Source organism: Paenibacillus sp. FSL E2-0178 (assembly GCF_038593005.1).
GTDB lineage: Bacteria > Bacillota > Bacilli > Paenibacillales > Paenibacillaceae > Paenibacillus_AQ > Paenibacillus_AQ phytohabitans.
The window spans coordinates 8,231,523-8,247,538 of sequence record NZ_CP151953.1; the positions used below are offsets into that span (position 1 = coordinate 8,231,523).

Annotated in this window: 14 protein-coding genes; 9 read left to right on the forward strand and 5 right to left on the reverse strand. The window is 53.1% G+C overall.

The window, feature by feature from the left end; translation table 11 throughout:
• Nucleotides 1-4 precede the first annotated feature (4 nt).
• Together MHI42_RS35615 and ybaK are read left to right on the forward strand one after the other, a co-directional pair.
• Entirely contained in the window at nucleotides 5-256 is a 252-nt protein-coding gene (locus tag MHI42_RS35615) for a YolD-like family protein (protein ID WP_039294685.1), read from the forward strand.
• 87 nt (nucleotides 257-343) lie between these two features.
• Nucleotides 344-820 (forward strand): Cys-tRNA(Pro) deacylase, encoded by a 477-nt coding sequence (gene ybaK, locus MHI42_RS35620; protein WP_342422221.1) that lies wholly within the window; start codon nucleotides 344-346, stop codon nucleotides 818-820.
• A gap of 63 nt (nucleotides 821-883) precedes the next feature.
• On the opposite strand, the gene MHI42_RS35625 is transcribed toward ybaK, so the two are convergent.
• The 3 genes from MHI42_RS35625 to MHI42_RS35635 form a co-directional block, all read right to left on the reverse strand.
• Nucleotides 884-1,693: an aminoglycoside phosphotransferase family protein gene (locus MHI42_RS35625; RefSeq protein WP_342422222.1), complete on the reverse strand. Its 810-nt coding sequence runs from the start codon at nucleotides 1,691-1,693 to the stop codon at nucleotides 884-886.
• A 492-nt stretch (nucleotides 1,694-2,185) separates the two neighbouring features.
• Complete coding sequence (locus MHI42_RS35630) at nucleotides 2,186-2,938, reverse strand: YdcF family protein (RefSeq protein ID WP_342424866.1); 753 nt, start codon at nucleotides 2,936-2,938, stop codon at nucleotides 2,186-2,188.
• Nucleotides 2,939-3,055: 117 nt separating this feature from the next.
• Nucleotides 3,056-3,400, reverse strand: a complete 345-nt coding sequence (locus MHI42_RS35635; RefSeq protein ID WP_342422223.1) for an AraC family transcriptional regulator — start codon at nucleotides 3,398-3,400, stop codon at nucleotides 3,056-3,058.
• A 272-nt stretch (nucleotides 3,401-3,672) separates the two neighbouring features.
• Here MHI42_RS35635 and MHI42_RS35640 point away from each other — a divergent pair, with 272 nt between their 5' ends.
• The 6 genes from MHI42_RS35640 to MHI42_RS35665 all read left to right on the forward strand — a co-directional run bounded on the left by MHI42_RS35640 (nucleotide 3,673) and on the right by MHI42_RS35665 (nucleotide 11,904).
• The gene (locus MHI42_RS35640) at nucleotides 3,673-5,271 is read left to right on the forward strand and encodes a response regulator (RefSeq protein WP_342422225.1); all 1,599 of its coding nucleotides are present in this window, start codon (nucleotides 3,673-3,675) and stop codon (nucleotides 5,269-5,271) included.
• 23 nt (nucleotides 5,272-5,294) lie between these two features.
• Nucleotides 5,295-7,064 (forward strand): sensor histidine kinase, encoded by a 1,770-nt coding sequence (locus tag MHI42_RS35645; RefSeq protein WP_342422227.1) that lies wholly within the window; start codon nucleotides 5,295-5,297, stop codon nucleotides 7,062-7,064.
• A gap of 38 nt (nucleotides 7,065-7,102) precedes the next feature.
• Nucleotides 7,103-8,431: an extracellular solute-binding protein gene (locus MHI42_RS35650; RefSeq protein WP_342422228.1), complete on the forward strand. Its 1,329-nt coding sequence runs from the start codon at nucleotides 7,103-7,105 to the stop codon at nucleotides 8,429-8,431.
• Nucleotides 8,432-8,691: 260 nt separating this feature from the next.
• Entirely contained in the window at nucleotides 8,692-10,044 is a 1,353-nt protein-coding gene (locus MHI42_RS35655) for an extracellular solute-binding protein (RefSeq protein ID WP_342424867.1), read from the forward strand.
• Nucleotides 10,045-10,127: 83 nt separating this feature from the next.
• A complete protein-coding gene (locus MHI42_RS35660) occupies nucleotides 10,128-11,066 on the forward strand; it encodes a sugar ABC transporter permease (RefSeq protein WP_039294669.1) in 939 nt (312 codons plus the stop codon).
• A 1-nt stretch (nucleotide 11,067) separates the two neighbouring features.
• Nucleotides 11,068-11,904, forward strand: coding sequence for a carbohydrate ABC transporter permease (locus MHI42_RS35665; protein ID WP_342422229.1), 837 nt, complete (start codon nucleotides 11,068-11,070; stop codon nucleotides 11,902-11,904).
• A 167-nt stretch (nucleotides 11,905-12,071) separates the two neighbouring features.
• Here MHI42_RS35665 and MHI42_RS35670 read toward each other — a convergent pair whose 3' ends face one another.
• Together MHI42_RS35670 and MHI42_RS35675 are read right to left on the reverse strand one after the other, a co-directional pair.
• Complete coding sequence (locus MHI42_RS35670) at nucleotides 12,072-12,476, reverse strand: hypothetical protein (RefSeq protein WP_039294665.1); 405 nt, start codon at nucleotides 12,474-12,476, stop codon at nucleotides 12,072-12,074.
• 145 nt (nucleotides 12,477-12,621) lie between these two features.
• Entirely contained in the window at nucleotides 12,622-13,551 is a 930-nt protein-coding gene (locus tag MHI42_RS35675) for an AraC family transcriptional regulator (protein ID WP_342422230.1), read from the reverse strand.
• A 174-nt stretch (nucleotides 13,552-13,725) separates the two neighbouring features.
• Between MHI42_RS35675 and MHI42_RS35680 the strand changes: the two genes are divergently transcribed.
• Nucleotides 13,726-15,843: a glycoside hydrolase family 52 protein gene (locus MHI42_RS35680; protein ID WP_342422231.1), complete on the forward strand. Its 2,118-nt coding sequence runs from the start codon at nucleotides 13,726-13,728 to the stop codon at nucleotides 15,841-15,843.
• The last annotated feature ends 173 nt before the right edge of the window (nucleotides 15,844-16,016 follow it).

Consider the following 16,016-nt stretch of genomic DNA (forward strand, 5'->3'; position numbering starts at 1 on the left):
TAGTGTGGCGAAGGCAAAAGTAGCAAAACGTCCAACCCGCGACGAATTCGTGCTGGAAGAGCTGGGCAATCAGCTGGTCGAGGCGAAACAGGAGGATTCCGAGATTCTGCTGACGGTCTGGGGGAAGGAAGAACAGGTTCGCGGAGTGATTGTGGAGATGGATTCGCGTACCGGTAAGGTACACCTGCGATATAACGAAGAAATTATCAAGGTTCCGTTCATGGATATTATGCAGGTGAATTACCCGCGGGATTAGCCGCTGGAGGCAAGTCTTTCAGGGTAGAGTATAGCAGGACTGAAGAAAGCTCCGGCGCGCCGGAGAGTGGTTGGAGGTAGCAGGGACATGCAAGTGAACAAAACCAATGCCATGCGTATGCTTGATGCAAAAAAGGCCAGATACACCCTTCATACTTATGATAATGAGGATGGCCAGATTCACGGGAGTGCTGTTGCTGAGAAGATTGGCCTCCCAGCGGAGACTGTGTTTAAGACACTGGTATCACACAGCGGGCCGCAGCCTTATGTATTTGTTATTCCGGTGGCTGAAGAGCTTGATCTCAAGAAAGCGGCCAAAGCTGCCGGAGCGAAGAAGATCGAGATGCTCCCGCTGAAGGAGCTGCTGAAGTGGACAGGTTATGTGCGCGGCGGATGTTCGCCTGTTGGCATTAAGAAGCTGTATCCTACGTTCATACACAGCAGCGCGGAGGGGTTGCAGACCATCGCCGTCAGTGCAGGCCGCGTCGGCATGCAGATGGAGCTTGAGCCTAAGCTGCTGGCAGATGTGGTGTCTGCTGTATTTACGGATCTGATTAAAGAATAGCCGTAGCGCAAGAAGCCGGAATTCCTGGAGGTCTAGGGATTCCGGCTTCTTTGGCGGTTACGGCTAACTCCATTCTGCGTAGTGACCCGTTATGAACCGGATTTCACGCTCATAGTGTGCCAGATGCCCCTCATCAACCATTTTCATAAAAGCAGGATTGCCGCTCGCGGCCCCCTTCTTCAGCGTGTCGCACATGACGGTCAAACGTTCAATGATCCACGTATGCAGATCCTTAGGGACGGGAATCCCATAAGCCTCAAAAAATAACTGTATCCGCTGGCGCCGGTCTGCCGCATGTAAATCGGATTGGTAAGCTACGGTGGACCCTGATGTGTAGTCAGGTGCGAAGCTGGCCAGCGGAACTGATGTGTAGATGGAATAGGCAATATCCCACATCAGTGGACCGGGTCCGGCCATGTCGAAATCAATCAATGCCACTGGAGCCTCATTCTGAAAAACCACATTGTAGAGGGCAGCGTCATTATGGCAGATCACTTCATGCGCACTGGTATCGGCATAGCTGAGCTGCCAGCTTCCCTCTGGTTGCGGGTTGAACCCTTCAGTCACATCGTGGTAATGACGTAACAGGCGTGCTACACCTGCAAGTGTCTCACGAGACCACATATATGGCTTAAGTTCAGGGTAAGCATTGCCTGGAACTTCTCCTGGAATATAGCTCAGTATTTCACGCCCGGCGTCATCGATTCCGAGAAAACGTGGCGCTCCCCCGAAGTTCTGCTTCTCCAAATGCTGCAGCAGTTGATGGACATTAGGACTCCAGTCCCCTGTGGGACGGCGGACGGTGTCCGCCTTACGGACAATGTGATTCACATTTCCGCCGGTCAATATTTCTTCGTGCTGATTCACAGGCATTCCTCGCTTTCACTAGGGAGGTACGTAATGTAGCGCAGATACTGCAGAAACTATCCGGCAGCCCATACGCCAAGTAAGAATCAACGAGGTGAATGGATGCGGTCGTTCAGAAGTATGCGGACTGAGAATCCTTTATTTTCCGGAAAACAGGTATTTCCGGCAGCTTGCGGACTGAGATTCCGCTAAGTGAAGCAGAATGGATCTTTTCAGAGCAAATAGGCACCATTAACGGAATCTCAGTCCGCGGGAGTTCCAAAAAGGTGGAACGGAGCGAAATAACGGAATCTCAGTCCGCGCGAGACCGGTTAGCTCCGTCCAGGGCGAATCTCAGTCCGCGCGAGACCGGATTGCACCGTTACGGCCGAGCAGAGGTCAGCCAAGGCTTAATGTTACTCTTATTCGAGCGGAGTGCAGACCACAAGCGATCAGAGTTACTCGGTTTTGCCCGTCATGCCCGTCATGTCCGTCATGCCCGGTTTGCAGCATGAGCAGTTAAGGCAACAGCTTCGCTACCACTAGCCCCAGATACTCCTTCAGCGCCAGTCCGGTGGTGGAGACGGCCCCGGCAGAGGGAGTGAATTTGTTGAAATAGAGTGACATGGGGCGGCTGGCCAGGTAATCCACCGGGAAGGGCTGCGGCGTTAGTCCCGCGTGCTCAAATTGCACCATACTGCGCGGCATATGGAAGGCTGAGGTGACCAGCACCGGACGGCTGAACCCGTGCTCTTGCATAAGCGCAGCGGTGTTGACCGCATTCTGCTCGGTGTTAAGCGAGCGGGTCTCCGGCAGGATGTCTTCTGCCGGGATGCCGAGGCCGATCAGCTGCCGCCGGGCGATATCGGCTTCATTGCCGCTGTCCGCATACACCTGGCCGCCGGAGAAAATAACCGGCAGTCCGGTCTGCCGGTACAGCCGGGCGGCAGCCAGCAGCCGGTTCGCCGCCGGACCGGACATATTGCCCTGCCCGTCCAAATCCGGGGTGCCGGAGGTGGCACCTCCGCCGAAGATGACAATAACATCGCCTTCTACTGCAGAAGGCTGCGTATATTGCCGTTCCAGACTGCCAATCAGCAGGTCACTGACCACAGAGGTCATTGACAGATAGAGCAGCAGGCTTACCGCGAGCAGTACGACCGCCGGACGGCGGCTGCTTTTCCACAGCCAGACCACCATCCCCAGCAGCAGAATCACAAAAATTCCCGGAGGCAGAACAAAGCTGTATGCGAATTTAATGAGGTAGATCAAGCAGGTCACCAACTTTTTCAAGGATTATATAAGAGTCTCATGTTCCCTGCCCTGCATAGCAGGTCATTTCTGGTATTGTACCATGAGTCCGGCCGGTGTTCCCAGCTTCGCCCATGCTCAGGTGCGGTACAGATGCTTCATGTAGGAAGAGGGGGATTCACCGAGCACTTTTTTGAACACTCGGCTGAAGTAGTAAGGGTTGGGGTAGCCAAGCGCTTCACTGATCTCAGATACATTGTACGAACTCGTCCGCATCAGCTCGATGGCCTTGTTCATCCGGAGCTTGGTAAGGGTCTCAATAATCGTCTGTCCGGTGGCCTGCTTGAACGCGGCAGACAGGTAGCTGTAATTCATATTCAGCTGTGAAGCAAGCTGTTCCCCGGAGAAATCCTCGCCGCAGTGCTTGATCAGATAAGCCGTTACTCTACGCACAGCACTCCCGCTTTTGCCGCTGACAGTCATACTGCTCTCCTGCTGCCCGGCCGCCTATGGAGGTTCCCCTCTTATATGACTGCTGCTGTTTCTTTTATTTGTTCTCTCTCAGCCTGAGATGCTGGTATACCCGAGCAGCAAAATTCTTAAAAAACTGCGCTTTCCTCTTAAAAAGCTTCACCCGGCAGCCGGGGTTATCGTGATAAAGTATAATTGGATGAATCTCTTCAATAATGAATACAGACTGAAACAGCCGCTATCCTGTAATAATATATATATGACAACCATGCGGAGGTGCAGCAATGAACAGAACGATACGTGTGCTGCTGGCGGATGACGAGCCGGTTATTCTGCGCGGGCTGAAGAAGCTCATAGCCTGGGAGAGCCTCGGGCTTAATATAGTAGGGGAAGCATGTGACGGGATAGAGCTGAAGGCGATGATCGACAGCTGTCATCCCGATCTGATTATCAGTGATATCAGTATGCCGGGTTATTCGGGTATCGATATTATCCGTGAAATTCATCATTCCGGTCGTCCGATCAAAGTGGTCTTTATCAGTGCCTATCAGGAATTTAGTTATGCCCAGCAAGCGGTACAATACGGGGCGCTGGATTATCTGGTCAAGCCGGTGAATACGGGACAGCTGGAGCAGGTAGTGATCCGCGCAGTAACGGTGATCCGCCAGGAGTCCGAAGAAGAGCGCAACAAGGAAATGCTCAAATCCTATGAGCGGAAGAACCTGTCTGTTACGGTTGAGGAGCAGCTGGAGCAGCTGACCGACGGCAATAAGGCTGCGGCAGCTACGCTTGCCCGGATGGGCAACACGGCGATTACCCGCTATGTCAGCGTATGTGTCATTGAGACGGATGAATACAGCGGCCAGCCTTCGCGCTGGGAGGAACGGGAACGCAAGCTGGTGGAATTCGCATTGCTGAACATCATCAAGGAGACGGTGGACAGCAGGGGCAACGGGTATGTGTTCCGCAAAGGAGAGCGTTTCGGGGTGCTGCTCCAGCATGAGCATCTGAATGAACCGCAGCAATTAATGGAGGATCTGCATCACAAAATCAACAGCTTTCTGAAGCTGCAGGTCTCAATAGGCATCGGCCGCCCGGCCAGCGGTATTGAAGAGGCGGCGGATTCCTACCAGTCTGCGTTGAAAGCGCTAAGATTCAGATATTTTGCCGGATTGAACCGGGTGATTCCTTATCCCGCCGAACCAATGGAGGCTGCTGTACCTGTATCCACACTTGCTGTCATCCAGAGCAGCTTACCGGAAGCGCTCAAATCATTCGACAAGGAGCGGCTAACGGCATTAACCGGCGAACTGCTGGAGACCGTGCGTCTGCTCTCTGGAGATAGCCGGAACCAGGCGGTGTCCTATGTGTACAATGCTGTGATCCAGCTCGAACAGGATATGGCTGATTTCGGCGCGGATGCGGGGCTGTTGAATCAGGGAGAGAGGCCGCTGCTTGAAAAGCTGGCGGATGCACCCACCTTCGGCGCACTGCAGCAGGAATTTGAAGCGGTCCTGTCCAAAATGTCCGAGCAGCTGGGCTGCCGGATCTCCGGCAAGGAAATGCCGCAGCTTGCGCAGGTGAAAACCTACGTGGAGGAGCATTATGCCGAGAATATTACGCTGGAGTCCATAGCCGCCATGGTGTATATGAATCCCTATTATTTCAGCAGCTTCTTCAAGAAGCATACCGGCCAGAACTTCAAGAATTATATTACCGAAGTGCGGATGGGTCATGCCCAGCGGCTGCTGCTGCAGAGTGATCTGATGGTCTACGAGATTGCCGACCGGGTCGGCTACAACAATGCGCGGCATTTCAGCGACATGTTCAAGAAGCAATTCGGCAAGCTGCCGCAGGAATATAAGCAATCGGTCAGGAACTAAGCGGATTGGAGGGTGATCATAGAGTGAAAAGACGATGGCCCGGGCCGGTCTGGGGACGGGGACCGAAGAGTATTTTTGTTAAATTTTCAGCATCCTTCCTGCTGGTCGGGCTGATTCCGCTCTTTGCGCTGAGTTTCTTCTCCGTACAGACCTTCTCGGGTTATGTGGAGCGGTATACTACCAGCAATCTGCAGCAAATGGTGCTCTATATGAGCTATAATCTAAATTCAGCATTCAATCAGTATAATGAAGTATCCAAATTAATGTATACAGGGCGCTATGAGGGATTCATTGAGAGCTATTCGCAGAATCAGACACAGAATGTGAATGAGCTGGAGCAGATCAACACCATTCCGATAGAATCCTTCCTGAAGACCGTTCTGTTCAGTGATTCTTATATTTCCAGTGTCCAGTTTATCCGCCAGTCTGACGGTAAATTGTATGTTCAGGAGCGTGGCAACCGGTCGCTGAACATGGAGACGGTTCCGAATGCGGAGTGGCTGTCCGCCATGGCAGGTGACCCTGCGAAGGTGGCTATTTTCCCGACCCATCAGGACAGTTACTTCTATGGCTCGGACCGCCAGGTGTTCACGATCGGGCGCAGCCTGATTGATACCTCCGGACGGGTGACCAAAGAGCCCAAGGTAGTCGGAACGCTTTTCCTTGATATCGATACCTCGTTATTCCAACAGTTCTTCCGTGAGCTGAGTCTCGGGGAGAAGGATGAGCTGTACCTGCTCGACGGGGAGGGGCGGACGTATTTCAGCAACCAGCCTGCCGGTGCGGGGGAGGCTAAAGCTGCTGATCAAACTAACAATGAGATGATTGTGCTCAGTGAGTCCATCCCTTTTTTGAATGGCCAGGTCATCGCCAAAATCCACCGCGGCAACCTGTTCGAACAGCTGCTGTCGGCACGGGCAACGGTGTATATCGCCATCGGCATGTGTGCTTTTGTTATGATTGTAATGGGGGCCTGGTTCTCCAGACGTCTCGCGGCTCCCATCCGGGAGCTGATCCGGCAGATGGCCGTGGTGGAGTCGGGCAAGCTGGATATCCAGCTCTCCGTGAACAGCAATGATGAGATGGGCAGGCTGGCCCACGGGTTCAACCGGATGGTGGAACGGCTGCAGGTCTACATTGATGAGGCCTATGTGGCCCAGATCAAGCAGAAGCAGACCGAGCTGAATGCACTGAAGAGCCAGATCCGGCCCCATTACCTGTACAACACCCTTGAGGTGATCCGGATGAACGCCGTGGATAAGGAAGCGGGCGAGGTGGCGGATATGATTCTGGCGTTATCCAATGAGCTGAAGTATGTCATCGATTACGGGGAAGACCGTGTAAGCATTGCCAGCGAGCTCGCCCATCTGCAGAATTACTTCTATATTATTTCTGTACGGTATGAGAACCGCTTCGAGCTGCATCTGGATATTGCCCCGGATGTTAATCTGGACTGGCCCATCCTGAAGCTGTCTCTGCAGCCGATAGTGGAGAATGCGGTTCAGCATGGACTGCGACTGCAGGGAAAAGGAACCGTCGGCATTACGGTCGAACGGAGAGAGCAAGTGCTGGCGATTACGATATATGATGATGGAGTGGGGATGAGCAGGGAGACGCTGGCCCGCATTAACAAGATTCTGGAAGACCCGCAGGCTCCAAGCAAGAATGTCGGCATGAAAAATGTGCATGAGCGTATCCGCTCCAGCTTCGGGGAGGCGTATGGCCTGTCTGTGAACAGCAGAGAGCATGTCGGGACCTCCATTACGCTGACATTTCCGGTTATCACAGAATGAGGAGGTCGCAGGGGATGCAAATGCCGAGGATATCAGGTATGAGAATAACAATAGTGCCGCTTGCAGCCGCGCTGATCCTGACGGGCTGTGGAGGCAAAACTGGACCAGGCGGAATCGGAGGGAGCCAGGCGGTTGATCAGGGGAGCCGGCCGGATACAGCATCCGGTGGCGGTAAAATAAGCTTTACTATAGGTTATGCCTCCGGTGATCCGGCGACGAAGCAGGCTATCGAGGATACCATTAAGGCCTTCATGCAGGCGAATCCGGACATAGTCGTCCAGGATGTCAGTGAGACAAGCTCCTCTGCCTATATGGATTGGCTGAAGGTTAAGGATGCCGTGGGCGAGTTCCCCGATCTGGTAGAGATGAGGGATACCGAGGCCTTCGCCAATGCGGAGAAGATTGTTCCTCTCCCAAATGAGCTGGCGGAATTGTTCGATCAGCCGCCGCGGATCGGCGGCAAGGTATGGAATGCCCCGCTGTTTGTCGCTGCCCCGCAGGGTATTATTTATAGTAAGAAAGCGTATGCCGAGGCAGGCATTAAGACGCTTCCGGCAACCTATGATGAATTTCTGGAGATCCAGAACAGACTGCGGGCAAGCGGGATCACTCCGCTCGTTGTAGGCGGCAAGGATATTTTTCATATGGGCTTCTGGGTTAATAAATTTCTGATTGATGATGTATATGCCGCTGATCCCGGCTGGAACGCGAAGCGGACGGCCGGTGAGGTTAGCTTCACCGATTACAATGTAGTCCAGGCCATGACTGATTTCAAACAGCTGTTCAGAAGCGATGTGGATAAAGGGTGGCTTGGCACAGGGGATAACCAGACGGCGTCCATTCTGGTATCCGGCAAGGCAGCCCAGCTGTTCTCCGGCTCCTGGATGTTCTCACAGATCCAGGCAGCCGATCCGGGCTTCGAATTCGGTTTCTATGCTGTGCCGGACCGTAAAGGGAAGCTGAATGTGGTCGGCCTGCAGTCGCCCTCCGGCTGGTCGCTGTCTGCCCAGGCGGCCAAGGAGCCGCTCAAAAAGCAGGCGATCGAAGACTTCATCCGGTTCTTTTTCTCACCGGAGCCTTACGGCACATTCCTAAGCCGGATCGATTCGGTTCCTTCGACCAGGCAGGAATTCAGGCGGGAGACCGGTGAACAGATGCAGGTGGTGCTTGATCTGATGGCCGATCCGGCCGTTACCAAATCCCTGATGATCAACAATTGGTGGGGAGAGAACCTGATTCCTCCGCAGTTCCGTAACTGGTTCTACAAGCTGCTGCAGGAAATGGTGGTTAAGGACGGGGATGTACTAGAATATATGAAACGGGCCGATACTGAATACGACAGGCAGGTACAGGAATACTGGCAGTGACATTACACTATAGCCCGTGCAAGAACGGAGGTCTCCCGGACCTTCGTTTTTTTTGAGTCATCATCGAAGCAAACGTGTTGCGTTGCGGGGGGATTAAGTGCATCTTCTTAAATTTACCGCACATCCCTCTTAAATTAGTTCATTCTAACCGTGAAGGCTGAATGCTATTCTTGGAGCATAAGGAAACGCTTACGGACGATGATGCGCACATCGGTCCGGCAGTTTCCGGGCTGTATACCCAAGGGGAGGTTACTAAAGATATGAAGAACACCATTACGAAATTATCCGTCATGCTGCTCGCAGCAACCACTGTACTTACCGCATGCGGCGGAAATAACAATAACAATGCCAGTGGCGGCAACGCAGCCGCGACTGAAGCTCCGGCAGGGAATAACTCAGCTACTGATGCTGCGAAGAAGGATGTCAGCTTCACCATCGGTTATGCGTCGGGTGACCCGGCGACCAAGAAAGCCATTGCCGATACCGTTAAGAAGTTCATGGAAGCGAATCCTAACGTAACCATCAAAGACTTAAGTGAAACTTCATCTGCCGCTTATCTGGACTGGCTGAAGACGAAGGATGCGGTTGGAGAATTCCCGGATCTGGTGGAAATGCGTGACACACAGGTATTCGCGGATGCGGGCAAAATTGTCGAGCTTCCGGCCGATCTGCTGGATCTGTTCGAATCGCCACCGCAGGTGGATGGCAAAGTATGGAACGCTCCCATGCAGGTCAATGCACCGCAAGGGATCATTTACAGCAAAAAAGCTTACGCTGACGCCGGGATCACCGAGCTTCCCAAAACCTATGACGAGTTCATTGCCATCCAGGAAAAATTGAAAGCTACAGGTATCTCCCCGCTGGTAGTAGGCGGCAAGGATATCTTCCATATGGGCTTCTGGGTCAATAAATTCCTGATCGACGATGTCTACAGCAAAGACCCGGACTGGAACTCCAAACGTACGGCCAAGACCGTCAGCTTCGCAGATCCTGCTGTAGTCCAGGGTATGACTGATTTCAAAGAGCTGTTCAAGAACTATGTGGACAAAGGCTGGCTGAGCACCGCAGATAATCAGACCGCGTCGATTCTGGTATCCGGCAAAGCCGCTCAGCTGTATTCCGGCACCTGGATGTTCACCCAGATCGCTGAAGCTGATCCAAGCTTCGAATTCGGCTTCTACGCGATCCCGGACCGCGAAGGCAAAGTGAATGTCATCGGTCTGCCGTCACCGGCCGGCTGGTCGTTATCCGTTGATGCCGCCAAGGATGCCGATAAGACGGCAGCGATCAAAGATTTTATCCGCTTCTTCTTTGCACCGGAGCAATACTCGGCATACCTGGCTTCGATCAATGCCATTCCTTCCACCAAAGAGAAAGTTACCTATGAGACAAGTGAGCAAATGCAGGTTGCACTGGATCTTATTGCCGACACGAGTGTCACCAAGTCACTGGCCATCAACAACTGGTGGGGCGATAACCTGATTCCTCCGCAATTCCGCAACTGGTACTATAAGCTGCTCCAGGATATGGTGGTGAACGATGCCGACGTAACTGAATATATGAAAAAGGCCGATACCGAATATGACAATCAGGTCAAAGCCAATTCGCTGTAAATAAAAGCGCTGGAAGGTAACCTCTGCTCCGGCAGAGGTTACCCTTATCTAAACAAGCGCGTCCCAGGGAGGGGAGAGGAACCATGGCTACATCCATCGTTAATACAGACAAGTCATTTATAGCCGCAGAGAAGCCGGGTAAGAAAAAGAAAAAATGGCAGTCCTACGCGCTGTTGTTCATCCTGCCGTCATTCCTTTTATACACACTGTTTGTCATAGTCCCTACAGCAGGCAGCGTCTACCTAAGCTTCACATCGTGGGACGGGATCAGCAGCGATATCCGGTATATCGGATTCGCCAATTTCGTCGAGATCTTCCAGAGTCCGCGGGTGCAGAACGCACTGAAGAACACTTTGGTTATGACAATTACACTAGTACTGCTTGAGAACATTGCTGCAATCGCGATGGCCTTAATGGTCGACAAGGTACGCTGGTTCCGCAATTTATTCAGAAGCATCTTCTATTTCCCGACCCTGCTCAGCGGGATCGTCATGGGCTTTGTCTGGGCAATGATTCTGAATTACAACTTCGGCGTGTTTAATCAGATCCTGACCTCCGTCGGTTTAGGCGACTATATCGTCGACTGGCTGGGCAATCCGAAATACGCTATGCTGTCGATTATCCTGTCAACGGTCTGGAAAGGCGCGGGCTATTATATGATCATCTATCTGGCCGGACTGCAGGGCATTCCGCAGGAGCTAAATGAAGCGGCAAGCATTGACGGCGCAGGCGGCTGGCAGCAGTTCCGGCATATTACGTTCCCGCTGCTTGCGGGTTCGATGACCGTGTGCATGGTGCTCTCCATGATCAGCGCGCTGAAGATATTTGACCAGATTGCCGTAATGACCGACGGCGGCCCGGGTTTTGAGACAGAGACATTAACCTATATTATCTACAAAGTAGGCTTCGGGGAGCTGAGACAAGGGTTCGGCACGGCGCTGGCCATGGTCCTGTTCCTGATTATTCTGATCATTACGGTCATCCAGGTTAAATTCCTGCAGAAACGGGAGGTGCAGCTCTAAGATGACGATGCAGACCAAGCGGAGAATCACTGAAATTGTCCTGTTTGTCATAACGCTCCTGATAGCGGTTATCTTTTTCTTCCCGATTTTCTTTAACCTGATGTCCGCGTTCAAAAGCAACGCCGAGATTATGCGCGATGCGGTTGCTTTTCCGAAGACACTGTATTTAGACAGCTTCAAATATCTGCTTACGGAGACCGAATTTCCGCGTGCGATACTTAACAGTCTTATTCTGACCGTAGTGGCGATTGTCGCCCAAGTGCTGATTATTCCGATGGCAGGTTACGCGATTGAACGCAGAAATGCCCGCTGGACGCGGCTGGTCTTCATCTATTTCCTGGCCGGCATGATGATTCCGTTCCAGGCGTATATGATTCCGCTGTTCAAAGAGCTCAGAATACTCGGCCTGTACGGCAGTCTGGCGGGACCGATCATGATCTATGTCGCCGGTGCCGTAGGCTTCGGATGCCTGCTCTATACCAGCTTCGTCAAAGGTATTCCACGGGAGATTGAAGAAGCGGCAGAGATTGACGGGTGCTCCCGCTACGGGATTTTCTGGAGAATCGTCTTCCCGCTGCTCGGACCGGTTACGGCAAGTATGGTGGTGCTGAACGGACTGGGGATCTGGAATGACTTCCTGATGCCGATGCTGGTGCTGCCTTCCGGCCAGGCCAAGACGATGGTTGTAGAAATCTACCGGTATATCGGGGAATTCTCGTCACGCTGGGATATGATTTTTGCCGGAACCGCCATGTCGGTGGTGCCTGTGCTGATCGTGTTTATCTTCCTGCAGAAGTATTTTGTTAAGGGAATTGCGTCAGGGGCCACCAAGGGTTAATTTTATTAGAAGAAATAACCAAAATGAGATACCTGTCTCCGTAAGGAGAAAAGCTGAATCATGAGTAAGACTGCCGGGAGTACAGCGGTTCCTGATTATGCGGGAACCGCTGTTCAGCATGTGTATGCAGCGCAATTAAGTTCAGGAGAGTGTGAAGGAGATGCCGGTTAGTTGACTACAATTGAATATGGATAATAGTAGCTGGTAGGGACCGAGGTGGCGTAGACCAAGAAGCGGTAGGTCTGTCCTTCTACCAGGTTCAGTGTGATGGCAGAGCTGCCGTTGCCACTGTAGAGTGAGGCACCGGTTGAAGAGTAAATGTTGAGATTGAAAGGCTGATTATTGCGGCTGAATGTAATGTTATGGGTGCCCGTCCGGTTAGCGGTAAGCACCCACCAGTCCATATCTGAAATCGAAGAAATGTAGCCGAGACTGTAATCACCACCGTAGTGGGCAATGCTCGCTGAGCTGAGTTCATTGTTGGGTTCGACCTCGGCGGCTGCAAAGGCGGAAAGGGCTCCGGACATTGACAGCGCTGCGGTCAGCAGCAGGATTCTTGTCCATCTTTTCATGAATATTCACGCTCCTCATTTAATGTAAGGCCATTTATATATAGCCTCATCCATATAATAACATTAGTTGGAAAATAGTATATAAATATAAATCATTTCATATAAATGCATAATAAATAGAAGGCATGTAGTAAGTCCGGATGAATTACTCTTTCACCGGCTCAGACTCTGCCGTAAGCTGGCGGTAGCCCATGGGAGGCAGGCCGGTCCAGCGCTTGAACTGCTTGCTGAAATGGGAGACATCACGGTAGCCGAGCCGGTAGGCGATACTCTCCACTGACAGGCTGTTATCCAGCAGCAGCAGCTTGGCATGGCGGATGATCAGGTCAGAGAGATACTGCCTCGGCGGCAATCCGTAGATTTGCCGGAAGGCGCGGTTGCAGTGATTCGGGCTGTAGCCAAGCCTTGCGGCGATGTCTTCAATGCTTCCGGCCCGGCTGCCGGTTGCCGCAGCGGTGAATACGGATTCCTGCAGCAGCCCTTCAATGGCGTTCGCCAGGGCAACGGTTTTCTCCGTAACACCGGGCAGTGTGCTCCGGGCAGGGGAGGGCAATGCAGCCAGCACCCAGCTGCTGAGTGCGGTGAACAGCTGCAGCGAAGCATTGAGCGTCACCAGCCGGCCCCGCTGGGCATCGCTGGCATCAGGGAGGATCGTCGAGCTGATAATTGCATCGAGCGAAGAACGGATCGCCTGCAGCTCCGGAGTGTCGCCGCTCAGGCTGACGGTGTCCATCGTCATCAGGGAACGGCGCAGGACCAGATCATCAATGTCGAAATGCAGGCAATAATAGGTCATTTCATCCTCTGACACCGTACCCAGGCTGGAATGCAGGACGCTTGGGCGGATGAACAGAATGTCGCCGCTGTGCTGGATGTAAGACTGCCCGCCTACGGTCATTTGCTGCGAACCCTGCAGGACGATATTGATCTCGAACATCGGATGGGTGTGCGCCGGATATTGCCACTCCCTGTTCACCTTGCGCCAGTGGGCAGCGAATATATGAAAGGCAGCCTGTATATCCGGGGACATCCGGCCGTCCATGGAATGCTGTGTACCGGGATCTAATACGTTCATACTCAACCTCTTTTTCACTAAAAGTTGGCTCTATTATAGCATAGGCCGCCGCGTCCGATTGATTTGTCCAAATAATTGGCGGCTTTACGCCTGTTGCATAAGCCGGGCCGGCGCTAACATAGAGCTAGAGCCCGGTACTGCCGGGACACAGCTTGGAGGGAGTGCATTTACGATATGCCGACAAATCAGTTTTTTAATGCCCATCATTCACCGATTGGTTCATTTTCCAGCTTCACTCTGGGGTTTAAGGGAGCGTCCGGCGGGTTCGACCTGGAAGCGGGTAAGCCGCCGAGACAGAATATATATATTGGCCTGGAACGCAAGGATGGCCGCGGCTTCGATACCTTGCCTTTCCATGAGCAGGGCAGTGACGATGAGAGTAAGCGCTATGACATCGAGAACCCTGATCCGAACCCGGATAAGCCGCAGATTCTTTATCATTACGCGGACGAAGAGATCACCCGCGATTTCCGGCTGGCTACGGACAGCTGGCAGGCGGGGGATCTGACCTTCCGTATTCTCTCCCCGGTCCGGCCGGTTCCGGACCCGGAAACCGCTGCAGATGCGGAGCTCAAGGAAGTGCTGCTGCCAGCGGTACTGGTAGAGCTGGAGGTTGATAATACTTCGGGCGATTCTGTCCGCCGGGCCTTCTTCGGCTTCCAGGGGAATGATCCGTATAACGCTTTGAGACGCTTCGAGGGCAGCCAGGCAGAGCTGACCGGTGTCGGCCAGGGGCGGTTCCTGGCGATTGCAGCAGAACAGGGAAGCGTCAAATCCGCCATGCATTTCACCATGGAGGATATTCTGACAACAGAGCTGGAGGAGAACTGGACCTTCGGACTGGGCCAGGTTGGAGCACTGGTTATGGATGTGCCCGCAGGCGAGCGCAAGGTCTACCGGTTCGCAGTCTGCTTCCACCGGTCCGGCTATGTAACCTCGGGAATGGACGCTGGTTATTACTATAACCGCTATTACAGCAATGTAGAGGCGGTAGCGGAATATGCGCTGTCCCATTTCGATCAGCTGAAGCAGCAGGCAGTGCAGGCTAACTCCATGCTTGAAGGAACAGGGCTCAGCGAAGATCAGACCTTCATGCTGGCTCACGCCATCCGCAGTTATTATGGCTCAACCGAGCTGCTGGAGTACAAAGGCCAGCCGTTCTGGGTCGTGAACGAAGGCGAATACCGGATGATGAACACATTCGATCTTACGGTGGACCAGCTATTCTATGAGCTGAAGATGAATCCGTGGACCGTACGCAATGAGCTGGATATGTTCGTAGACCGGTACAGCTATGTGGATACTGTCCGGTTCCCGGGAGATACCACCGAATATCCGGGCGGGCTCAGCTTCACCCATGATATGGGGGTAGCCAATGCCGTCTCGCGTCCAGGGTATTCCTCATATGAGCTGTACGGCATTGACGGCTGCTTCTCGCATATGACCCATGAGCAGCTGGTGAACTGGATTCTTACTGCGGCGGTATATCTGGAGCATACTGGTGATCTCAGCTGGATGGAACGCAACCTTACAGTGCTGGAGAGCTGCCTGCAGAGTATGCTGAACCGGGATCATCCGGACCCGGCGAAACGAAACGGTGTGATGGCCCTCGACAGCTCGCGGACAATGGGCGGCGCGGAGATTACTACGTACGACAGTCTGGATGTGTCACTGGGCCAGGCGCGCAACAATATTTACCTGGCGGGTAAATGCTGGGCAGCGTATTTGGCGATGGAGAAGATCTTCCGCGATAACGGCAATACGGAACTGTCACAGACTGCCGGCAGACAGGCAGAGCTCTGCGCAGCAACCATTGTGGGCAGTGTTACCGAGGGCGGCTATATCCCGGCTGTAATCGGAGAAGGCAATGACTCGAAGATTATTCCGGCGATCGAAGGTCTCGTGTTCCCTTACTTCACCGGCTGCAAGGAAGCTTTAGAGCGCGGGGGGCGGTTCGGTGAATACATTGCGGCGCTAGACACGCATCTGCAGGCCGTGCTTGTTGAAGGGGTGTGCCTGTTCGAAGACGGCGGCTGGAAAATCTCCTCCACCAGCAACAACAGCTGGCTGAGCAAGATTTATCTGTGCCAGTTCATCGCAAGACAAATTCTTGGTCTGGAGTGGGAGGACAAAGGCCAAGCAGCCGATTCGGCACATGTAACCTGGCTTACGCATCCGCAGCTCTCGATCTGGAGCTGGAGCGACCAGATTATCTCCGGCGAGATCACCGGCAGCAAATATTATCCGCGCGGAGTGACGGCGGTCTTGTGGCTGGAGGAGCAGCGGGGGTAAGCGTTTGTAAGCTGATAAGTGCGGAAGCGGGGAAATGTGAGAAACGTAGAATCGTATAAACGTAGAAACGCAGCGTAAAATTCGAATAAAGCTGAAATGGTTATCCACACACGCGGAGCATTATAGCATTTCGTATGTGTGGCTGTCAGGGCTTTCGCTCAGCCGCGAACGGT

Coding starts and splice junctions, on each gene's coding strand:
- MHI42_RS35665 (WP_342422229.1), top strand. CDS start 11,068: ATGACGATGCAGACCAAGCGGAGAATCACTGAAATTGTCCTGTTTGTC.
- MHI42_RS35675 (WP_342422230.1), bottom strand. CDS start 13,551: ATGAACGTATTAGATCCCGGTACACAGCATTCCATGGACGGCCGGATG.
- MHI42_RS35670 (WP_039294665.1), bottom strand. CDS start 12,476: ATGAAAAGATGGACAAGAATCCTGCTGCTGACCGCAGCGCTGTCAATG.
- MHI42_RS35680 (WP_342422231.1), top strand. CDS start 13,726: ATGCCGACAAATCAGTTTTTTAATGCCCATCATTCACCGATTGGTTCA.
- MHI42_RS35625 (WP_342422222.1), bottom strand. CDS start 1,693: ATGCCTGTGAATCAGCACGAAGAAATATTGACCGGCGGAAATGTGAAT.
- MHI42_RS35660 (WP_039294669.1), top strand. CDS start 10,128: ATGGCTACATCCATCGTTAATACAGACAAGTCATTTATAGCCGCAGAG.
- MHI42_RS35655 (WP_342424867.1), top strand. CDS start 8,692: ATGAAGAACACCATTACGAAATTATCCGTCATGCTGCTCGCAGCAACC.
- MHI42_RS35640 (WP_342422225.1), top strand. CDS start 3,673: ATGAACAGAACGATACGTGTGCTGCTGGCGGATGACGAGCCGGTTATT.
- MHI42_RS35635 (WP_342422223.1), bottom strand. CDS start 3,400: ATGACTGTCAGCGGCAAAAGCGGGAGTGCTGTGCGTAGAGTAACGGCT.
- MHI42_RS35650 (WP_342422228.1), top strand. CDS start 7,103: ATGAGAATAACAATAGTGCCGCTTGCAGCCGCGCTGATCCTGACGGGC.
- ybaK (WP_342422221.1), top strand. CDS start 344: ATGCAAGTGAACAAAACCAATGCCATGCGTATGCTTGATGCAAAAAAG.